This window comes from Leucobacter triazinivorans, assembly GCF_004208635.1.
Classification (GTDB): Bacteria; Actinomycetota; Actinomycetes; order Actinomycetales; family Microbacteriaceae; genus Leucobacter; species Leucobacter triazinivorans.
Genome location: NZ_CP035806.1, coordinates 2282957 through 2299342, shown reverse-complemented (window position 1 = coordinate 2299342; position 16386 = coordinate 2282957). Strand labels below are relative to the sequence as shown.

The 16386-nt window shown below is 72.2% G+C and carries 14 protein-coding genes; 4 read left to right on the top strand and 10 right to left on the bottom strand.

Annotation, left to right across the window (positions count from 1 at the left end):
* Positions 1–76: 76 nt before the first annotated feature.
* On the bottom strand, positions 77–1087 hold the full coding sequence (locus EVS81_RS10415; RefSeq protein ID WP_130111401.1) for a polyprenyl synthetase family protein: 1011 nt from the start codon (positions 1085–1087) through the stop codon (positions 77–79).
* 41 nt (positions 1088–1128) lie between these two features.
* Positions 1129–2151 (bottom strand): bifunctional demethylmenaquinone methyltransferase/2-methoxy-6-polyprenyl-1,4-benzoquinol methylase UbiE, encoded by a 1023-nt coding sequence (gene ubiE, locus EVS81_RS10410; RefSeq protein ID WP_130110331.1) that lies wholly within the window; start codon positions 2149–2151, stop codon positions 1129–1131.
* A gap of 104 nt (positions 2152–2255) precedes the next feature.
* On the opposite strand from ubiE, the gene EVS81_RS10405 reads away from it, so the two are divergent.
* Complete coding sequence (locus EVS81_RS10405; RefSeq protein ID WP_130110330.1) at positions 2256–3581, top strand: isochorismate synthase; 1326 nt, start codon at positions 2256–2258, stop codon at positions 3579–3581.
* Between the two features lie 108 nt (positions 3582–3689).
* Here the strand turns inward: EVS81_RS10405 and EVS81_RS10400 are convergent, their stop codons facing one another.
* From EVS81_RS10400 to EVS81_RS15920, 3 genes are all read right to left on the bottom strand, one after another.
* Positions 3690–4562 (bottom strand): PPK2 family polyphosphate kinase, encoded by an 873-nt coding sequence (locus tag EVS81_RS10400; RefSeq protein ID WP_130110329.1) that lies wholly within the window; start codon positions 4560–4562, stop codon positions 3690–3692.
* 106 nt (positions 4563–4668) lie between these two features.
* On the bottom strand, positions 4669–6525 hold the full coding sequence (gene menD, locus EVS81_RS10395; RefSeq protein ID WP_130111400.1) for a 2-succinyl-5-enolpyruvyl-6-hydroxy-3-cyclohexene-1-carboxylic-acid synthase: 1857 nt from the start codon (positions 6523–6525) through the stop codon (positions 4669–4671).
* A gap of 29 nt (positions 6526–6554) precedes the next feature.
* The gene (locus tag EVS81_RS15920) at positions 6555–7067 is read right to left on the bottom strand and encodes a PLDc N-terminal domain-containing protein (protein ID WP_130110328.1); all 513 of its coding nucleotides are present in this window, start codon (positions 7065–7067) and stop codon (positions 6555–6557) included.
* 303 nt (positions 7068–7370) lie between these two features.
* Between EVS81_RS15920 and EVS81_RS10385 the strand changes: the two genes are divergently transcribed.
* Together EVS81_RS10385 and EVS81_RS10380 are read left to right on the top strand one after the other, a co-directional pair.
* Positions 7371–7832, top strand: a complete 462-nt coding sequence (locus tag EVS81_RS10385; RefSeq protein ID WP_130110327.1) for a DUF4229 domain-containing protein — start codon at positions 7371–7373, stop codon at positions 7830–7832.
* An 81-nt stretch (positions 7833–7913) separates the two neighbouring features.
* Positions 7914–8234 carry a helix-turn-helix domain-containing protein gene (locus tag EVS81_RS10380; RefSeq protein ID WP_130110326.1) on the top strand — a complete coding sequence of 107 codons (321 nt, stop codon included), beginning with the start codon at positions 7914–7916 and terminating at the stop codon, positions 8232–8234.
* 385 nt (positions 8235–8619) lie between these two features.
* Here EVS81_RS10380 and EVS81_RS10375 read toward each other — a convergent pair whose 3' ends face one another.
* The 5 genes from EVS81_RS10375 to dnaK all read right to left on the bottom strand — a co-directional run bounded on the left by EVS81_RS10375 (position 8620) and on the right by dnaK (position 14051).
* Positions 8620–9765, bottom strand: coding sequence for a class I SAM-dependent methyltransferase (locus EVS81_RS10375; protein ID WP_130110325.1), 1146 nt, complete (start codon positions 9763–9765; stop codon positions 8620–8622).
* 218 nt (positions 9766–9983) lie between these two features.
* Entirely contained in the window at positions 9984–10406 is a 423-nt protein-coding gene (locus EVS81_RS10370; protein ID WP_240739808.1) for a heat shock protein transcriptional repressor HspR, read from the bottom strand.
* Positions 10407–10568: 162 nt separating this feature from the next.
* A complete protein-coding gene (locus EVS81_RS10365) occupies positions 10569–11528 on the bottom strand; it encodes a DnaJ C-terminal domain-containing protein (RefSeq protein WP_130110324.1) in 960 nt (319 codons plus the stop codon).
* Positions 11521–12201, bottom strand: a complete 681-nt coding sequence (locus tag EVS81_RS10360) for a nucleotide exchange factor GrpE (protein WP_130110323.1) — start codon at positions 12199–12201, stop codon at positions 11521–11523. The genes EVS81_RS10365 and EVS81_RS10360 overlap by 8 nt, the downstream gene beginning before the upstream one ends.
* Positions 12202–12203: 2 nt before the next feature.
* On the bottom strand, positions 12204–14051 hold the full coding sequence (dnaK, locus tag EVS81_RS10355) for a molecular chaperone DnaK (RefSeq protein WP_130110322.1): 1848 nt from the start codon (positions 14049–14051) through the stop codon (positions 12204–12206).
* 181 nt (positions 14052–14232) lie between these two features.
* Here dnaK and EVS81_RS10350 point away from each other — a divergent pair, with 181 nt between their 5' ends.
* Positions 14233–16377, top strand: coding sequence for a RecQ family ATP-dependent DNA helicase (locus EVS81_RS10350; protein WP_130110321.1), 2145 nt, complete (start codon positions 14233–14235; stop codon positions 16375–16377).
* Positions 16378–16386 lie beyond the last annotated feature (9 nt).

Here is a 16386-nt window from a genome sequence, read left to right as displayed (position 1 = left end):
ATCCAAATGTTCTCGGTGAGATCCTGCGACTCCCTCCGGTCGCGCAGGATGACATGGGGTGCCGACCGACGGAAGGCTAGCCTTCTCTAGCGACGATCGAGTCGGCCATGCGCTCCAGCGCGCGCCGCACGGACGATCTCGGCAGCGCCCCGAGCGCCTGCTTCGCCTCCTCGGCCCAGCGCGTCGCCGTGGCCTCGGTCTCGCGCGTCACCTCGTGGGCGCGCAGCGCCTCCACCTCGGGATCGAGCAGCGCGGGATCGGCCCCCTCGGCGATCGCCGTGACGCCGGCGTCGATCCGGGCGAGCAGCTCGGCATCGGCGGAATACTCGGAGGCACGCTGCCGCAGCAGGAGGTAGGGGAGCGTCGCGACGCCCGCCCGCAGGTCGGTGCCGGCGCGCTTGCCCGTCTGCTCCTTCTTCGGAGAGAGGTCGATCACGTCGTCGATGAGCTGGAAGGCGACGCCGATGCGCTCGCCGTACTCCGTCACCGGGTCGGCGTACTCTGCGGGACCGTTGCCGAACATCACGCCCATGCGGGCCGCAGTGGCGATGAGCGCACCGGTCTTGTCGGCGAGCACCTGGATGTAGTGGGCGATCGGGTCCTCTCCCGCCTGCGGGCCGACGGTCTCGTGCAGCTGGCCCAAGCAGAGGCGCTCGAATGTACGGGCCTGCAGCAGGATCGCCTCCTCGCCCATGCCCGACACCAGCGACGACGCGCGAGCGAAGAGCAGGTCTCCGGCCAGGATCGCCACCGAGTTCGACCACACCGTCTGCGCGGCGGGGACGCCGCGGCGCAGCTTCGCGTCGTCCATCACGTCGTCGTGGTAGAGCGACGCGAGGTGCGTCAGCTCGACCGCCTGAGCGGCGCGACGCACCAGTTCGTCGGGACCATCGCCGAGCTCGCTCGTCAGCAGCGTCAGCATGGGCCGGATGCGCTTGCCGCCCGCGTGCATCAGATACCGCGCGGGAGCATCGGCGATCGGGGAGGCGAAGCGGAGATGCTCCTGCAGGCCGGCCTCGATGAGCTCGAGCTGCTCCTGCAGCTGCTTCGCATGGCGGCGATCCTGCGCGCCGCGGAAGAGGCGCATGGGCAGCGCCTGCGTCGCCGTGTCGTAGACGTCTGGTCGACTCACTGGGTATCTCCGGTACTCGGTTCGGGGCGCCCGTCGCCGCTCGTGTGCGCAGGATCGGCCGGCTTCGGCTTCGACCCGGCGGACGGGTCGGCTGCCGGCTGCGCCGCCGCCGCGGGCTTGTTCGCCGCCGCGGGCTGCTTCGCGACCGCGGGCTGCTTCGCCGCAGCCGGCTCCTTCTTCGCCGCGGGCTTCTTCGCCGCCGCGGGCTTCTTCGCCGCCGCGGGCTTGTTCGCCGCCGCGGGCTTCTTCGCCGCAGCCGGCTCCTTCTTCGCCGCAGGCTGCTTCGCGGGAGACTCGACGGGCGCGGGCCGGTGGGGGACGAACCCGCGGTGCAGTGCGACGATGCCGAAGGTGAGATTGCGGTAGGCGACCCGCTCGAAGCCGGCCTCCCGCAGCCAGGCGGCGAGCTCCGCCTGCTGCGGCCACGCCTCGATCGACTCGTTGAGGTAGCGGTAGGCCTCGGCAGCGTCGCGGTTGATCACCCCGGCGATGCGCGGCAGCACGTGGCGCCCGTAGAACGCGTACGGCCCGCGCACGATCGCCGAGGGCGGCGTGGAGAACTCCGCGATCACCACGCGTCCGCCCGGTTTCACCACGCGGCGCATCTCCGCGAGCGCCGCGCGCGGATCGGCGACGTTGCGCAGCCCGTAGGAGATCGTAGCCGCGTCGAAGCTGTCGTCCTCGAAGGGCAGCGCGGTGGCGTCGGCCTGCACGAACTCGATGAGGTCGTTGCCCGCGTGCCGCCTGCGCCCCTCCTCGAGCATCCCCCTCGAGAAGTCCGCCGCGACGACGTGCGCGCCCTGCGCGGTGAGCGCCGCCGAAGACGTGCCGGTTCCCGCGGCGAGGTCGAGGATCCGCATGCCCTTGCGGGGCGCGATCGCCCGCGTCGTGGCGATGCGCCACAGACGGTCGTTGCCCACCGTCAGCACGTCGTTGATGAGGTCGTAGCGAGGGGACACCTCGTCGAACATCGCTGAGACGTCGGCGGCGTGCTTGGTCGCGGTATCGGCTCGGGTCACCCCTCCATGCTAGCCCGTCCGCACTGGCGGGGAGCTGGCGGGATCCCGCGTCTCCTCGCACCGCGTGCAGTGACCGTTCGAGCGAGCGAGGTAGATTGGATCGAGTGACCACTGATCACGGAGTGCCCCGGCTGCGGGCGATCACGAGACCGCTCGCAGAAGCGCCCGACCTCGTGTCGCTCGCCGACCCCGAGCACCCGCTGCTCTGGCTGCGGGACGACCGCGGGTGCGTCGGTGTCGGCGAGATCCTTCGGCTGACGTTCACCGGGCCCACCCGCTTCCGGGATGCCGCGGCGCAGTGGCGGCGCATCGCCGAGGCCGCCGTGATCGACGATCCTGTGCGCCTGCCGGGCACCGGGCTCGTGGCGCTCGGCGCGTTCGCGTTCGCGGATCGCAGCGCGGCGGAGAGCGTGCTCGTGGTGCCCCGGATCCTCGTCGCGCGGCACCGGACCAGCTGGTGGATCACCGAGGTCTCGTGCGCTGATGCGCCGGCGACGAGCGCGCCGCTGCGTCCCGAGGCGCGCCCGCAGGGGTCGTGGCCCGGCACCGCGTTCGGCGCCTCGCCGACGGACCCGCGGGCGGGCGCAGCGGACGAACCGGACCGAGAGACGCACTCGGACGCGGTCGCGGCCTACCTCGACGGCGTGCGCGAGGCCGGCAGGCGGATCTCCGAGGGCGAGGCGGAGAAGATCGTGCTCGCCCGTCAGCTCGGCGGCACGATCCCGCGCGACGCGGATCTCCGGATCCCGCTGCGCAGACTCGCCGATCGCTATCTCGACTGCTGGACCTTCGCGGTCGACGGGCTCGTCGGCGCGAGCCCCGAGACGCTCGTGCGCTCCACGAGCGGAGCCGTCTCCGCACGGGTGCTGGCCGGCACGCGCGCACGGCACCCCGAGGATGCGAAGCGCGATGCGCGAGCCCGGGACGAGCTGCTCACGAGCGCCAAGGAGCAGCACGAGCACGCGTTCGCAGTGCAGAGCGTTGTGACGGCGCTCTCCCCGTACGTGCGCGAGCTGCACACGAGCGAGGAGCCCTTCACCCTCCGGCTCCCCAATGTCTGGCACCTGGCCACCGACCTCGGCGCGAGTCTCGGCGAGCGCAGCTCGGCGCTGGAGCTCGTGGGTGCGCTCCACCCCACCGCAGCTGTGGCGGGAACGCCGACCTCGGCCGCCGTGGCGGCGATCGACGAGCTCGAGCCGTTCGATCGCGGACGCTACTCCGGCGCGGTCGGGTGGATCGACGCCGAGGGCGACGGCGAGTGGGTCATCGCGCTGCGCTGCGCCCAGGTGAGCCCGGCAGATCCCGGGACCGGGGAGCGCGCCGTCGTCGCGAGCGCCGGCGGCGGGATCGTGGCCGGCTCGGATCCCGAGCACGAGCTCGGCGAGACGGTCTCCAAACTGCGGCCCATCACCGAGGCGTTCGCGCCGTAGGGCGTCCGCCCCGTCACCCTGCGCGAAGAGAGCGCAGCGAACGCAGTCGCACGATCCACCGCCCGTTGAGCGACGAACCTGCGAGGAACCGGAACACGGCGGATGGCGTCACGCCGGCCAGCGCAGCTCGAGCGTCCCGGCGACGCGGGCCCGCTCGGCGGCGACGTCGAAGTCGGGCTCGGGCCATCGGGGATCGATCCGCTGCAGCTCGGAGATGACGATGCGCTGCACCGCCGCCCGCGCGTACCACTTGGCGTTCGCGGGCACCACGAACCAGGGCGCATGATCGGCGGTCGTGCGCTCGATGGCGATCTGGAAGGCCTCCATGTACGACGCCCAGTGCACGCGCTCCTCGACATCGCCGGCGTTGTACTTCCAGTGCTTCTCCGGGTCGTCGAGCCGCGCGAGCAGCCGCTCGGCCTGCTCCTGGGGAGAGATGTGCAGCATGATCTTCACGATGCGCACCCCATCGTCGGCGAGGCGGCGCTCGAAATCGAGGATCGCGCCGTAGCGGCGCTCGATCTCGTCGGACGGAGCGAACCCGCGTACGCGCTGGATCAGCACGTCCTCGTAGTGCGAGCGGTCGAACAGGCCGATGACGCCAGGACCGGGGACCCGCGATTCGATGCGCCACAGGAAGTCGTGCGCGCGCTCCTCCTCCGTGGGCGGCTTGAATGCTGTCAACGCGAGGCCGTAGGGCTCGAGCTGGGAGAACACGTGGTTCACGATCCCGCCCTTCCCCGCGGCGTCCATCGCCTGCAGCACCACGAGCAGCCGCTCCCGCGCCCCGAGACGGCTCTGCGCGAAGAGCTTCTCCTGCAGTCCGCGCAGCTGCTGCGCCGAACGCGCCAGCTCGGCCGCGCCGTCTCTCTTCCCGCCGTCGGTGCCGGGGGTCGCCGCCGGATCCACGTCCTGCAGCCGGAACCCCGGCCCGACCCGCAGCAGCTCCGCCGCTTCCCCGGTCCAGAACGTCTGCGCCATGCCGTCTCCTCTGCTCGGATGACTTCCACTGTACGGCGTGGCATCGGGTGCCCACTCGGTTCCCCGGCCCCAGCTCGGCCGGCGGGCGGCTCAGCGGCTCAGCGGCTCAGCGGCTCAGCGGGATCTCGACGAGCGTCGGTCCGGAGACCGGCTCCGTGAGCAGGCGTTCGAGATCGCCCCGGGTGGCGACCCGCCGATACGCCCAGCCGTACGCCTCGGCGAGCGCGTCGAGGCGCACCCCCTGGGGCGTGTACATCACGCGATCGTATGCGGAAGGCTCGGCCGATCCGGCCACTTCGAGACCGTCGAAGATGGTGCCGCCGCCGTCGTTTCCGACGAAGAGCTGGATGCGCGGCCGCGGCTCGTGCTCGGGCAGTAGCAGCGATCCCGCATCGTGCAAAAGCGCCAGGTCGCCGAGGAGCACCCGCGTGGTGCCCGCCGCCCGCGCCGGATCGTCGCTCGCCTGGCTCGTCGCCGCCACGCCGAGCGCGGTCGCCACGGTGCCGTCGATCCCGGCGAGACCGCGATTCGCGCGCACCTCCAGCTTGCGCGCGGGGGCGAGTCCGTCGAGCACGCGCACGAGGCGCGATGCCGCGAGCACCAGACGGTCGTGCGGCCAGGTGGCGCGCCAGACGCTCTCCACGAGCAGCTCCCGCGAGACGGGTTCGCGCATCACGGCCACCTCGGCCCGTGCGTAGGCGCTCCGCTCCTTGTAGCCGGTGGCGAGCGCCGCGTCGAGGTCCGGCTCGTGCAGCGTACTGCGCTGCCGCTGCAGCTCGCGGTCCGGCTGCACCCACGCCCCCAGCCAGCGACGCAGCGCACGGGGATCGTGATCCTCGGCCACCCGCGCCGCGCGCACCACGCGCGCGTCGCGAGCCGGATCGAAGTGGTCGGCCTCGTCGTAGGGATCGACCACGATCACGTCGACGTCCTCGCGACGCAGAAGGGCGGGCACCTGCCGGGTCAGGGTGGGGTGACCGAACACGATCGCCTGCTCGACGAGCGCGCCGACGGACGGATCGTCGAGCAGCGTGCCGTATGCGGTGATCGCCTCGCGCCCGTAGCGGGCGCCGCTGACAGCCTCGGCGAGCAGCGGCAGGCCCGCCGCGTGCGCGAACGCCTCGGCCTCGGGCCCCGCGCCTTCGCCCGCCACCACCACGGCGAGCGCGTCGCCCCGGTGGACATGGGTGTCCGCGTCGGGGAACCGCGCGCTCGCACGGTCGCCGTGCACCTCGACTCCCCCGGCAGAGCCGCCGCTCGCCCGGATGCCATCGGCCCGGCCGTCGTGCCCCTCGAGTCCGCTCACCGGCATCCCGATGGCGGCGTGCGCTCCCGAGGTGCGCAGCTCTGCCGCCTCCTCCGCGGCGGCGGCGAAGCCCGCGGAGACCATTTCATCGAATCCCTCGGTACCCGAGAGCGGCTCTCGGAACGCCAGGTTCAGGTGCACCGGGCCGGGCGGGAGCGCGCCGAGCACGCCGGTGGCCGCGGAAAGCGCGTCGACGGCGAGGGATCCGGGATCCCGACCGCCGTCCCGGCGCACATCACCGTCGGGTGCGACCTCGGGCGGCGGAACATCTCGCCACAGGCGGGTGACTCCACCGAAAACGCCGGCTTGCGCCGTCGTCTGATTGCTGCGGATCCCGCGCAGCTCGACCGGCCGGTCGGCCGTGAGCAGCAGCAGCGGCACCCGCCCCTCGTGCGCCTCGAGGACGGCGGGCATCAGGTTCGCCACCGCGGTGCCGCTCGTCACCACTACGGGGGCCGGGATACCGGTTTCACGTGCAACACCGAGTGCGAAGAATGCTGCCGACCGCTCGTCGAGCCGCACGTGCAGCCGGATCGCCCCGACCTGCTCCGCGGCGGCCGCCGCAAGCGCGAGCGCCTGCGACCGCGAGCCGGGGCACAGCACCACGTCCTCCACTCCGCGGCGGATGAGCTCGGCCAGCAACTCGACCGCGAACATCGACGCCGGTGCGGGCCGTGGCGCGGGGCTCACTTCTGCGCCGCGTCGCCGTCGGGGCGCGCGTCGCTGCCGTTGGCGGATTCGTCGCCCCCGCCCGGCTGCCCTGCGGCGTCTTCGGCGCCTCGCGACTCATCGGGCGCCTCGTGGTCGCGGGCGCCCTCGGTCGTCTCGCGCTCCGTCTCCGCGGTCGGCTCGGGATCCGGCCCCGCTTGCCCCTCGCCCGGATAGGTCTCGTTGTCGAGCTCCCGCAGCCGCTCCTCGAGATCGCGCATGTGCGCGTCGAGATCCTCGTTCGAGAGGCGAGTGCCGGTGAAGCGCGGATCGTCGTCGGGAGCGGGACGCCGCGCCGCGGTCGACTTGGCGCCCTTGCCGATCACGAACCAGAGCACGCCGCCGATCACCGGCAGCAGCACGACGATCACGACCCAGAGCGGCTTGCTCACCCCGCGTGCACGCGAGGCGTCGGTCATCGCCGCGTCGACCAGGGCGTACAGCGTGAACGCCACGGCGACGACGATCCCGACAATCACGACTCGCACCATGCCCCCATCGTACCGGCCGTGTCTGGCTTCCCGCTGGTCGCCTCGGCGCCGCTGTGTTCTCGAGTGCGGGATGGGGTCCCGGGGCGAGGCGAGACAGGGGGCCGGGGAGCGTCCGGCGGGACTGAGGCCGGCGGCCCGGAGCGGTGGCCCGGCGCGACGGCCCGGAGCGGCGGCCCGGAGCGGTGGCCCGGCGCGACGGCCCGGAGCGGCGGTCCGGCGGCAAGGGGCAGGGATCCGGACGGAGCCGAGAGCGGTGGGCAGACGCCGGGTTTCAGCTCAGGCGCCGCGAGTAGACTCGCACGCGTGAAGACCCCCCGCTCCGCCTGGATCACCTACACCGTGCTGCGCCTGCTCTTCTTCGCGGTGCCGTTCGCACTCATCTACCTGCTCGGGCTCTCACTGCGATTCTCGCCGATGCTCTCGGCGGTCGTCGCCGCAGTGCTCGCGGCCCTCATCAGCGTCTCGCTCTCATTGCTTCTGCTTTCGAAGCCGCGCGAGACCGCCTCGGCCAGCATCTACGACTGGCGCAATCGCGATCGCACGGCGGACGACATCGCCGAAGACGACGCGATCGCGGCCGCCGAAGCAGGCGGGCCGACTTCTGCCGACGCCCACTCCGGCGAGCCCGCCGATCCCGCATCGCGTGCCGCGGCGACTTCGGGCACGGCTGAGTCCACCGGGGCGGAGGCGGCTGCGGCAGCGCAGACGACCAGCGACGTTCCGGCTCCGGAGCGCGCCCGAGCGCAGGGCCCCGAGGGGAGCTGATCGACCCCTGAAGCACTGGCCGTTTTCAGCCAGTGCGTTTGACTTCTGGCACTTCGGAACCGAGACGAGCACGCTAGTCCGGTGTCCAAGATCCACTCGTCCGCCGCGCTGCAGATCGGCCAGCGCGTGCGTGCAGTCCGCCACCGGCTCGGCATCTCGCTCGAAGATCTCGGCGAACTCTCCGAGATCAGCTGGACCAGCATCGGCAAGATCGAGCGCGGAGCCTCGAGTCCGACGGCCGAAACTCTCGTGCGGATCGGAAGCGCGCTCGGCGTTGATCCCGGCACCTTCCTCAGCGGCATCACCGCTGACGACTACGGACAGCGACTGCACCAGCTCTCGGCGCGGGATCTCATCAAAGCGCGCGCGGAGCAGGACGAGCAGCACCGCCGCAAGAGCTGATCGCCCGGCACGAGCAGGTTCTGCGCCGACTCGCGCCTGCGTTCCACCCCCGGCGCCCGCACCCGCCTGCCGCCTGTGCCCCTGCCTCATGCCTCTGCCTCCTGCGCCCTGCGTCCTGCGCCCTGCGTCCTGCGCCCTGCGTCCTGCGTCCTGCCTCGGCACGGCACGAGTGGGAGTCGCGATCTGCCGCTTCGGCGCAGGATTAGCGGCATATCGCGACTCGCACTTCACGCCTGCGCTCGGCGCGGGCGCGGCGCGGTGGCGGCACGCTGGAGGCGCGGCGCGCGGCGCGCGGCGCGGCGGAGGCGCGGGGCGGTGGCGGCACGGTGGAGGTGCGGCGCGGCGCGGGCGGGGCGCGGCGCGGGGCGGGCCGGGCCGGCGCCGCTCAGCCGCGAATCGCCGACAGCACCGTGAACGTGCGGTCGCGGGCGACCTGGCGACTCGGGCCGACCGCGCGCTCGACGAGCGCGCGGTATCGCAGGTGCGAGTTGAACACCAGGCGCAGCTCGCCTCCGGGCGCGAGCGCGCGACGGCACGCCCGGATCAAGCGATGCGCCACCCCCGCGTGCACCGCGGCGCCCGCGTGGAACGGCGGATTGAGCAGGATCAGCTCGGCCCATCCGTCCGGCACCGCGTCCAGAGCGTCGGCGCGGTGGATCTCGACGCGCTCGGCCACACCCGCGGCCTCGACTGTGAGCCGGGTCGCCGCGACGGCCGCGGCCGACTGGTCCGTGGCGACGACGGCCGCCTCCGGGCGGGCGAGAGCGGCCGACACAGCGAGCACGCCGTTGCCGCAACCGAGATCGACGATCCGCCGCGCGCCCGGTGCCGCATCCCCGAGCCCCGCGAGCAGGAGCCGACTGCCGTGGTCGAGCGTCGGTCCCCCGAAGGTCGCACCGTACGCCGCCACGCGGAACGGAAGCGCCGCATCGTCGCCCCAGCGCGGGAACGACGGGCGGCCGGGATCCCGCGGGCCCCGCGCCATGAGCACCCTGGACTTGCGCCACCCGAGCCCGGCCGAGACCTCCGCGAAGCATCGGCCGAGTACCTCGTTCATGGCGCGAGTCATGTGCTTCACGCGGCCGCCGGCGTAGACGCGCACATCGGGCGCAGCCCAGCGCGCGACGCACGACGCGATCTCCTCGAGCGCGTCGAGCCCGCGCGGCAGCTGCAGCAGCACCACTCGTGCACCGTCGAGCAGCGCTGCGTCGAGCGCGTGCGAGGCGAACGCGTCCGTCAGTCGGAGGCGCTCCGCGTTGCGGACCAGCGCGCGCTCCCCGAGCAGCGGGTCCTGGTGCGTACGGATCCCCCTCGCGCCGAGCACTCCTGCGGCGCCGAGCGTGAGCGCGCCGTGGCGATCCCCGATCACCACGAGCTCGCCGTGCCCGAGTCGGCGCACCGCATCGGCAGCCGTGGCGAGGATCAGCTCGTCGGCGGCGTCGTGGGCCTGCAGCTCGGGTGCATCGAAGTCCGGCTCCCGCGACAGCTCCGCGAAGAGCTCGGAGAAGTCAGAAGTCTCGGCGGCGCTCACCCCACCACGTTAGCGGCGCGGGCTTCCGATTCGCTCGGTGATGGATCCTGCGGCTCGCCTGATGTCATAGCGTTCCCGCGAAATGCGCGGATGGATCCTGCGACTCCGCGCAGGATGACGGGGACGGACCACCACAGCAGCAGCGGGTGAGAGCTCCGCGAACAAGGCGACGCTATGCATCAGCTCCGGCAGCGCCGCCCACCCCGCGGAGCGGACCCCTACGGCTTCCAGACGACGATCTCGGCGTTGCGCCGCACCCGCGTGCCGCGTCGCAGCGTGATCACCTCGCCGCCCGCCGCCCCCGCGGCGAAGACGCGCCGCTCGGGGCGTCGCAGCCGCTCCTCGGTCAGCGCGTGCTCGAGCTCGGAGACACGGCCTTCGAGCTCGCGCACGCGATCCTCGAGCTGCAGCACCCTGCGGATCCCCTCGAGACTGAGCCCCTCGGCCGAGAGCCGGGCGACCTCGCGCAGCCGCGCGACGTCGTGCAGAGAGTAGCGGCGCGTGTTGCCCCGGGTGCGCTGGGGCGACACCAGCCCGATGCGGTCGTACTGCCGCAACGTCTGCGGGTGCATCTCGGCGAGTTCTGCCGCCGCCGCGATCGCGAAGACGGGCGTGTAGCGATCCATCTGGGGCGCCGCCATGAGATGTCCTTTCGTGAGGGATCCGGTGGGGTGTTCACAGAGACGACTCGTCGCTGCGCGAGGCGCTCAGCCCGGTGCTCGCTCCGACCGACCGGGTGACGCTCCACCCGACCCGGGTGACGGGCCGCTCGACGGGAGCACCTGCCGAGCGGCCCGGATCCGCTAGCCGCGCGACCGCGCGAGCAGATCCTCTCGCGGATTCTCCTGCGGTTCGACGGCGCGAAACGCCTCGAGCGCCTCGCGTGCCGAATCCGAAAGGTGCGACGGCACGACCACCTGCACCTCGGCCAGCAGGTCGCCGGTGCCCTTCGCACTCTTGACGCCACGCCCCTTGACGCGCAGCACACGGCCGCTCGGCGTCCCCGGCTGCACCTTGAGCTTCACCGGCGCCCCCTCGAGCGTGGGCACCTCGACGGTCGCGCCGAGCGCCGCCTCGGAGAACGTCACCGGCAGCTTGAGGCGCAGGTTCTGGCCGTCGCGCTCGAAGACCGGGTGCTTGCGCACGCTGATCGTGAGGATGATGTCGCCGGCCGGCCCGCCGCTCGGGCTCGGCTCGCCCTTGCCGCGCACCTTGATCTTCTGGCCGTCCGAGACGCCCGCGGGAATCTTCACCTTCACCGGCCCGTTGGGGGCCTGCAGAGTGACCGTGTCGCCGCGCACCGCGGTCTCGAAATCGAGCGTGGTCGACGCCTGGATGTCGCGACCGGGCTGGGGTCCGCGCGGCGCGCCCCCTCCGAACATGCCGCCGAAGATGTCCTCGAAGCCCTGGCCGCCGCCCTGCTGGTAGCTGAAGTGGGTGCCGCCGCGGCCGCCCCCGAACATGCCGCCGAAGACGTCCTCGAAGCCCTGCGCTCCCCCGCCGCCGGCGGTGAAGCGGGCTCCGCCCGCACCCATGGCGCGGATCTGGTCGTACTCGGCGCGCTGCTCGGGATCGGAGAGCACCGAGTAGGCTTCGCTGATCTCCTTGAACCTCGCCTCGGCCGCGGTGTCACCCGGATTCGAATCCGGGTGATACTTGCGGGCGAGCTTGCGGTAGGTCTTCTTCAGCTCGGCGTCGCTCGCGTCCTTGGACACGCCGAGGATCTGGTAGAAATCCTTCTCGAGCCAATCCTGACTAGCCATCAGCCCCCACCGCCACCGCTACCTTGGCGGGGCGCAGTTCGACATCGCCGATGCGGTACCCCCGCTCGATCACGTCCAGGATGGTGTGCTGCTCGGTGCCCGGAACCGGCACCTGGGCGATCGCCTCATGCAGCTGCGGGTCGAAGGGCTCGCCCTTCTCGCCGAAGCCCTCGAGACCGAGTCGCTCCATGGTGCCCCGGATCTTCTGCGCGATGGTCGCGAACGCGGACCCGTCGGCGAGATCACCGTGCTGCTCGGCGCGGTCGAGGTCGTCGAGCACGGTCAGCAGCGGGGTCACCGCCGCTGCGGTGGCGCGCTGCTTGTCGCGCTCGGCGTTCGCCTCGGTGCGCTTGCGGTAGTTCGCGTACTCCGCCGTGAGCCGGCGCAGATCCTCGAGGTACGGGCTGTCGGCAGTCTCGCCGCCGTCCGCGGCGCCCTCGGCTGCCGCGGCGTGGGCGCTCTGCTCCGCCCCCAGGATGTCGTCGACGGTCAGGTCGCCGTCGGCGTCCTCCTGCGGCGCGGGGCCGGAAGCGTCATCCGCCTCCGGCCCCGCGGCTGGTGAGCCGGCCGATCCCGGCGACGACGCGCGTGGCGCATCGTCCCGAGCCGGCCCCGCAGGAACATCGTCGCGATCGGGATCCTCGCCCGGCGTGCGCTGTTCCTTGTCGACCATCGCTACTTCTTCTCCTCATCGTCTTCGACGACCTCGGCGTCCACGACGTCGTCATCGCCCGACTGGTCCTCGGCGTCGGCCGCGGGGGCCTCTGCCTGCGCGGCCGCGTAGATGGCCTCGCCGAGCTTGGTCTGGCTCTGGCCGAGCTTGTCGGAGGCGGTCTTCACGGCCTCGTCGTCCTCGCCCGCGAGCGCCTGCTTCAGCTCGTCGAGGTCGCCCTGCACCTCGGTCTTGACGTCCTCGGGCAGCTTGTCCTCGTTCTCGCTGATGAGCTTCTCGACCGAGTAGGCGAGCTGCTCGGCGTTGTTGCGCTGCTCGGCCGACTCGCGGCGCTTCTTGTCCTCGGCCGCGTGCTCCTCGGCCTCGCGCACCATGCGCTCGATGTCCTCCTTCGAGAGCGTCGAGCCGCCGGAGATGGTGATCGTCTGCTCCTTGCCCGTGCCCTTGTCCTTCGCGGACACCTGCACGATGCCGTTGGCGTCGATGTCGAAGGTGACCTCGATCTGCGGAACACCGCGGGGGGCCGGGGCGATGCCGGTGAGCTCGAACGTTCCCAGGTTCTTGTTGTCGCGGGTGAACTCGCGCTCGCCCTGGAACACCTGGATGGCGACCGACGGCTGGTTGTCCTCGGCGGTGGTGAACGTCTCGCTGCGCTTGGTCGGGATCGCGGTGTTGCGCTCGATGAGCTTCGTCATGATGCCGCCCTTGGTCTCGATGCCGAGGCTCAGGGGGGTGACATCGATCAGCAGCACGTCCTTGCGCTCGCCCTTCAGCACGCCGGCCTGCAGAGCGGCACCGACCGCCACGACCTCATCGGGGTTGACCCCCTTGTTGGGCTCCTTGCCGCCGGTGAGCTTCTTGACCAGATCGGTCACGGCGGGCATGCGGGTCGAGCCGCCCACGAGCACCACGTGCGCGATGTCGGCGACCTTGACGCCGGCCTCCTTGATCACGTCCTCGAAGGGCTTGCGCGTGCGCTCGAGCAGATCCTTGGTGAGCTCCTCGAACTTGGCGCGGGTGAGGGTCTCGTCGAGGTTGGCGGGGCCGTTCTCGGTGAGCGAGAGGTAGGGGAGCTGGATCTGGGTGCTCATCGAGTTCGAGAGCTCCTTCTTGGCCTGCTCCGCGGCCTCCTTCAGGCGCTGCAGGGCGATCTTGTCCTTCGCCACGTCGACACCGGTCGACGACTTGAACTGCGTGATGAGCCAGTCGACGATGCGCTGATCCCAGTCGTCGCCGCCGAGGCGGTTGTCGCCGGCGGTCGAGCGCACCTGGATGGTAGAGAAGTCCTCGTCCTTGCCCACCTCGAGCAGCGAGACGTCGAAGGTGCCGCCGCCGAGGTCGAAGACGAGGATGAGCTCGTCCTCCTTGCCCTTGTCGAGGCCGTAGGCGAGCGCCGCAGCGGTCGGCTCGTTGATGATGCGGAGCACGTTGAGGCCCGCGATCTCGCCGGCCTCCTTGGTGGCCTGGCGCTCGGCGTCGTTGAAGTAGGCGGGCACGGTGATGACCGCGTCGGTCACCTGGTCGCCGAGGTAGGTCTCGGCGTCGCGCTTCAGCTTCATGAGCGTGCGAGCGCTGATCTCCTGCGCGGTGTAGCGCTTGCCGTCGACCTCGTCGCTCTTCCAGTCGGTGCCCATGTGGCGCTTGACCGAGGCGATCGTGCGATCGACGTTGGTCACGGCCTGGCGCTTGGCGGTCTCGCCGACGAGCACCTCGCCATCCTTGGTGAATGCGACGATCGAGGGCGTCGTGCGGAACCCCTCGGCGTTCGCGATGACGGTGGGCTCGCCACCCTCGAGCACGGCGACGACCGAGTTCGTGGTGCCGAGGTCGATGCCTACTGCACGTGACATGTGTTCTCCATTCCGGGTTCGGGATCGGGGCGTTGCGCGCCCCGCGGCTGGTGCGGCCCGGCCGCGCGGATCCCCGCGGGCTTGAGCCTGTTGCACTCAAGTTTACGCGACGTCGCGGCCGAGTCAAGTCACGCCGGAAAAAGTTGAGTCGAATTCACTCAACTTTCAGCCATTGGGACGAATGTCGGAGGCGGCTGGCATCATCGGAGCCATGCACTCGAGCGAGCACTCCACACGCGCCGAAGCACTCGACGTGCTCCGCCGCCTCACCGGGCGCGTCGACGCCGCGTTCCACCCCGGCCAGTTCGAGGCCATCGGCGCGCTCGTCGACGAGCGCCGGCGAGCGCTCGTGGTGCAGCGCACCGGGTGGGGCAAGTCGGCCGTCTACTTCGTCGCCACCGCGCTGCTGCGAGCGAGAGGATCAGGCCCCACCCTCCTCGTCTCGCCGCTGCTCGCCCTGATGCGCGATCAGGTATCCGCCGCGGAGCGCGCCGGTGTGCGCGCAGCCGCCATCAACTCCGCGACGGCAGACGAGTGGGCGGAGATCGAACGGCGCCTCGACTCCGACGACCTCGATGTGCTGCTCGTCTCCCCCGAACGTCTCAACAACCCCCGGTTCCGCGAGACCCGACTGCCCCAGCTGCTCGCGCGCATGGGCCTCCTCGTCATCGACGAGGCGCACTGCATCTCGGACTGGGGACACGATTTCCGCCCCGACTACCGGCGCATCGCCGCGCTCCTCGCCGCGCTCGGGCGCGGCGTCCCGGTACTCGCCACCACCGCGACCGCCAATGAGCGAGTGGTGAGCGACGTCGTCGAGCAGCTCGGCGACGACGTGCTCACTCTGCGGGGCAGCCTCGCCCGCGACTCCCTGCGGCTCGGCTGCCTGCGCTTGCCCTCCGCGCAGGACCGCCTGGCCTGGCTCGCGGCCCACCTCGGCGAGCTGCGGGGCAGCGGCATCGTCTACGCGCTGACGGTGTCGGCCGCGGAGGATGCCGCGCAGGTGCTGCGAGAGGCCGGCCATGCGGTCGCGCCGTACACGGGACGCACCGATCCCGAGGAGCGGGAGCGCCTCGAGGCGGCGCTCAAGGCCGACGAGGTGAAGGCGCTCGTGGCCACCAGCGCGCTCGGCATGGGATTCGACAAGCCCGACCTCGGCTTCGTGCTGCACCTCGGCGCCCCCTCATCCCCGGTGGCCTACTACCAGCAGGTGGGCCGCGCCGGTCGCGGCACCGCCCACGCCGATGTGCTGCTGCTTCCCGGCGCTGAGGACGAGGAGGTCTGGCACTACTTCGCGACCGCGTCGATGCCCGACCCCGAGCGGGCCGCGGCCGTGCTCGCCGCGCTCGACGCGGCAGACGGCGCACCGCTCTCGACGCCCGCCATCGAGGCGCGCGTCGACATCAAACGGACGCCGCTCGAGCTGCTGCTGAAGGTGCTCGACGTCGACGGCTCGGTGCGGCGGGTGAGCGGCGGGTGGGTGTCGACGGGTCAGGGCTGGAGCTACGACGCGGAGCGGTACGGGCGGATCGCGGCCGCTCGCACGGCAGAGCAGCGCGCGATGCTCGACTACGAGCGGGGAGAGCGGTGCCGCATGGAGACGCTGCAGCGGCAGCTCGACGACACCACCGCCGCGCCCTGCGGCCGGTGCGACGTGTGCGCCGGGCCCTGGATGCCGTCGGAGGTCCCCGCGGCAGCCGCAGAGCAGGCGGCAGCGCGACTGCGGCGCGCGGGCGTGCCGATCGAGCCGCGCGCGCAGTGGCCCAGCGGCGCCGACCGCCGCGGAGTCCCGGTGAAGGGGCGGATTCCGGTCGCAGAACGACCCCTCGAGGGCCGCGCGCTCGCGCGACTCACCGACCTGGGGTGGGGCGGTCCGCTGCGCGAACTCTTCGCCGCCGGCGCCGTCGATCGCGAGATCGACGATCGGCTCGTGACGGGCGTCGTCGCGGCGCTGCGAGACTGGCCGTGGGAGCAGCGCCCCGTCGGCGTCGTCGCGATGCCCTCGCTCACGCGGCCACGCCTCGTGTCGAGCACCGCCGCCGAGATCGCGCGCCTCGGTCGGCTGCCCCTGCTCGGCACGCTGGACGTCGACCCCGACGTGGCGGTCACGGGCCCCGGCGGCAACAGCGCGTTCCGCCTGGCCTCGGTGTGGCGGCGCTTCAGCGTGTCCGCCGAGCTCGCGGCCTCCGTCGAGCAGGCTCCCGGCCCGCTCCTGCTCGTCGACGACCTCGTCGACAGCCGCTGGACCGTCACCGTCGCGTCCCGAGCGCTCATCGCCGCCGGGGCCGCGGCGGTGCTCCCGTTCGCGCTGGCGACCGTCGGGTAGCGCGAGAGG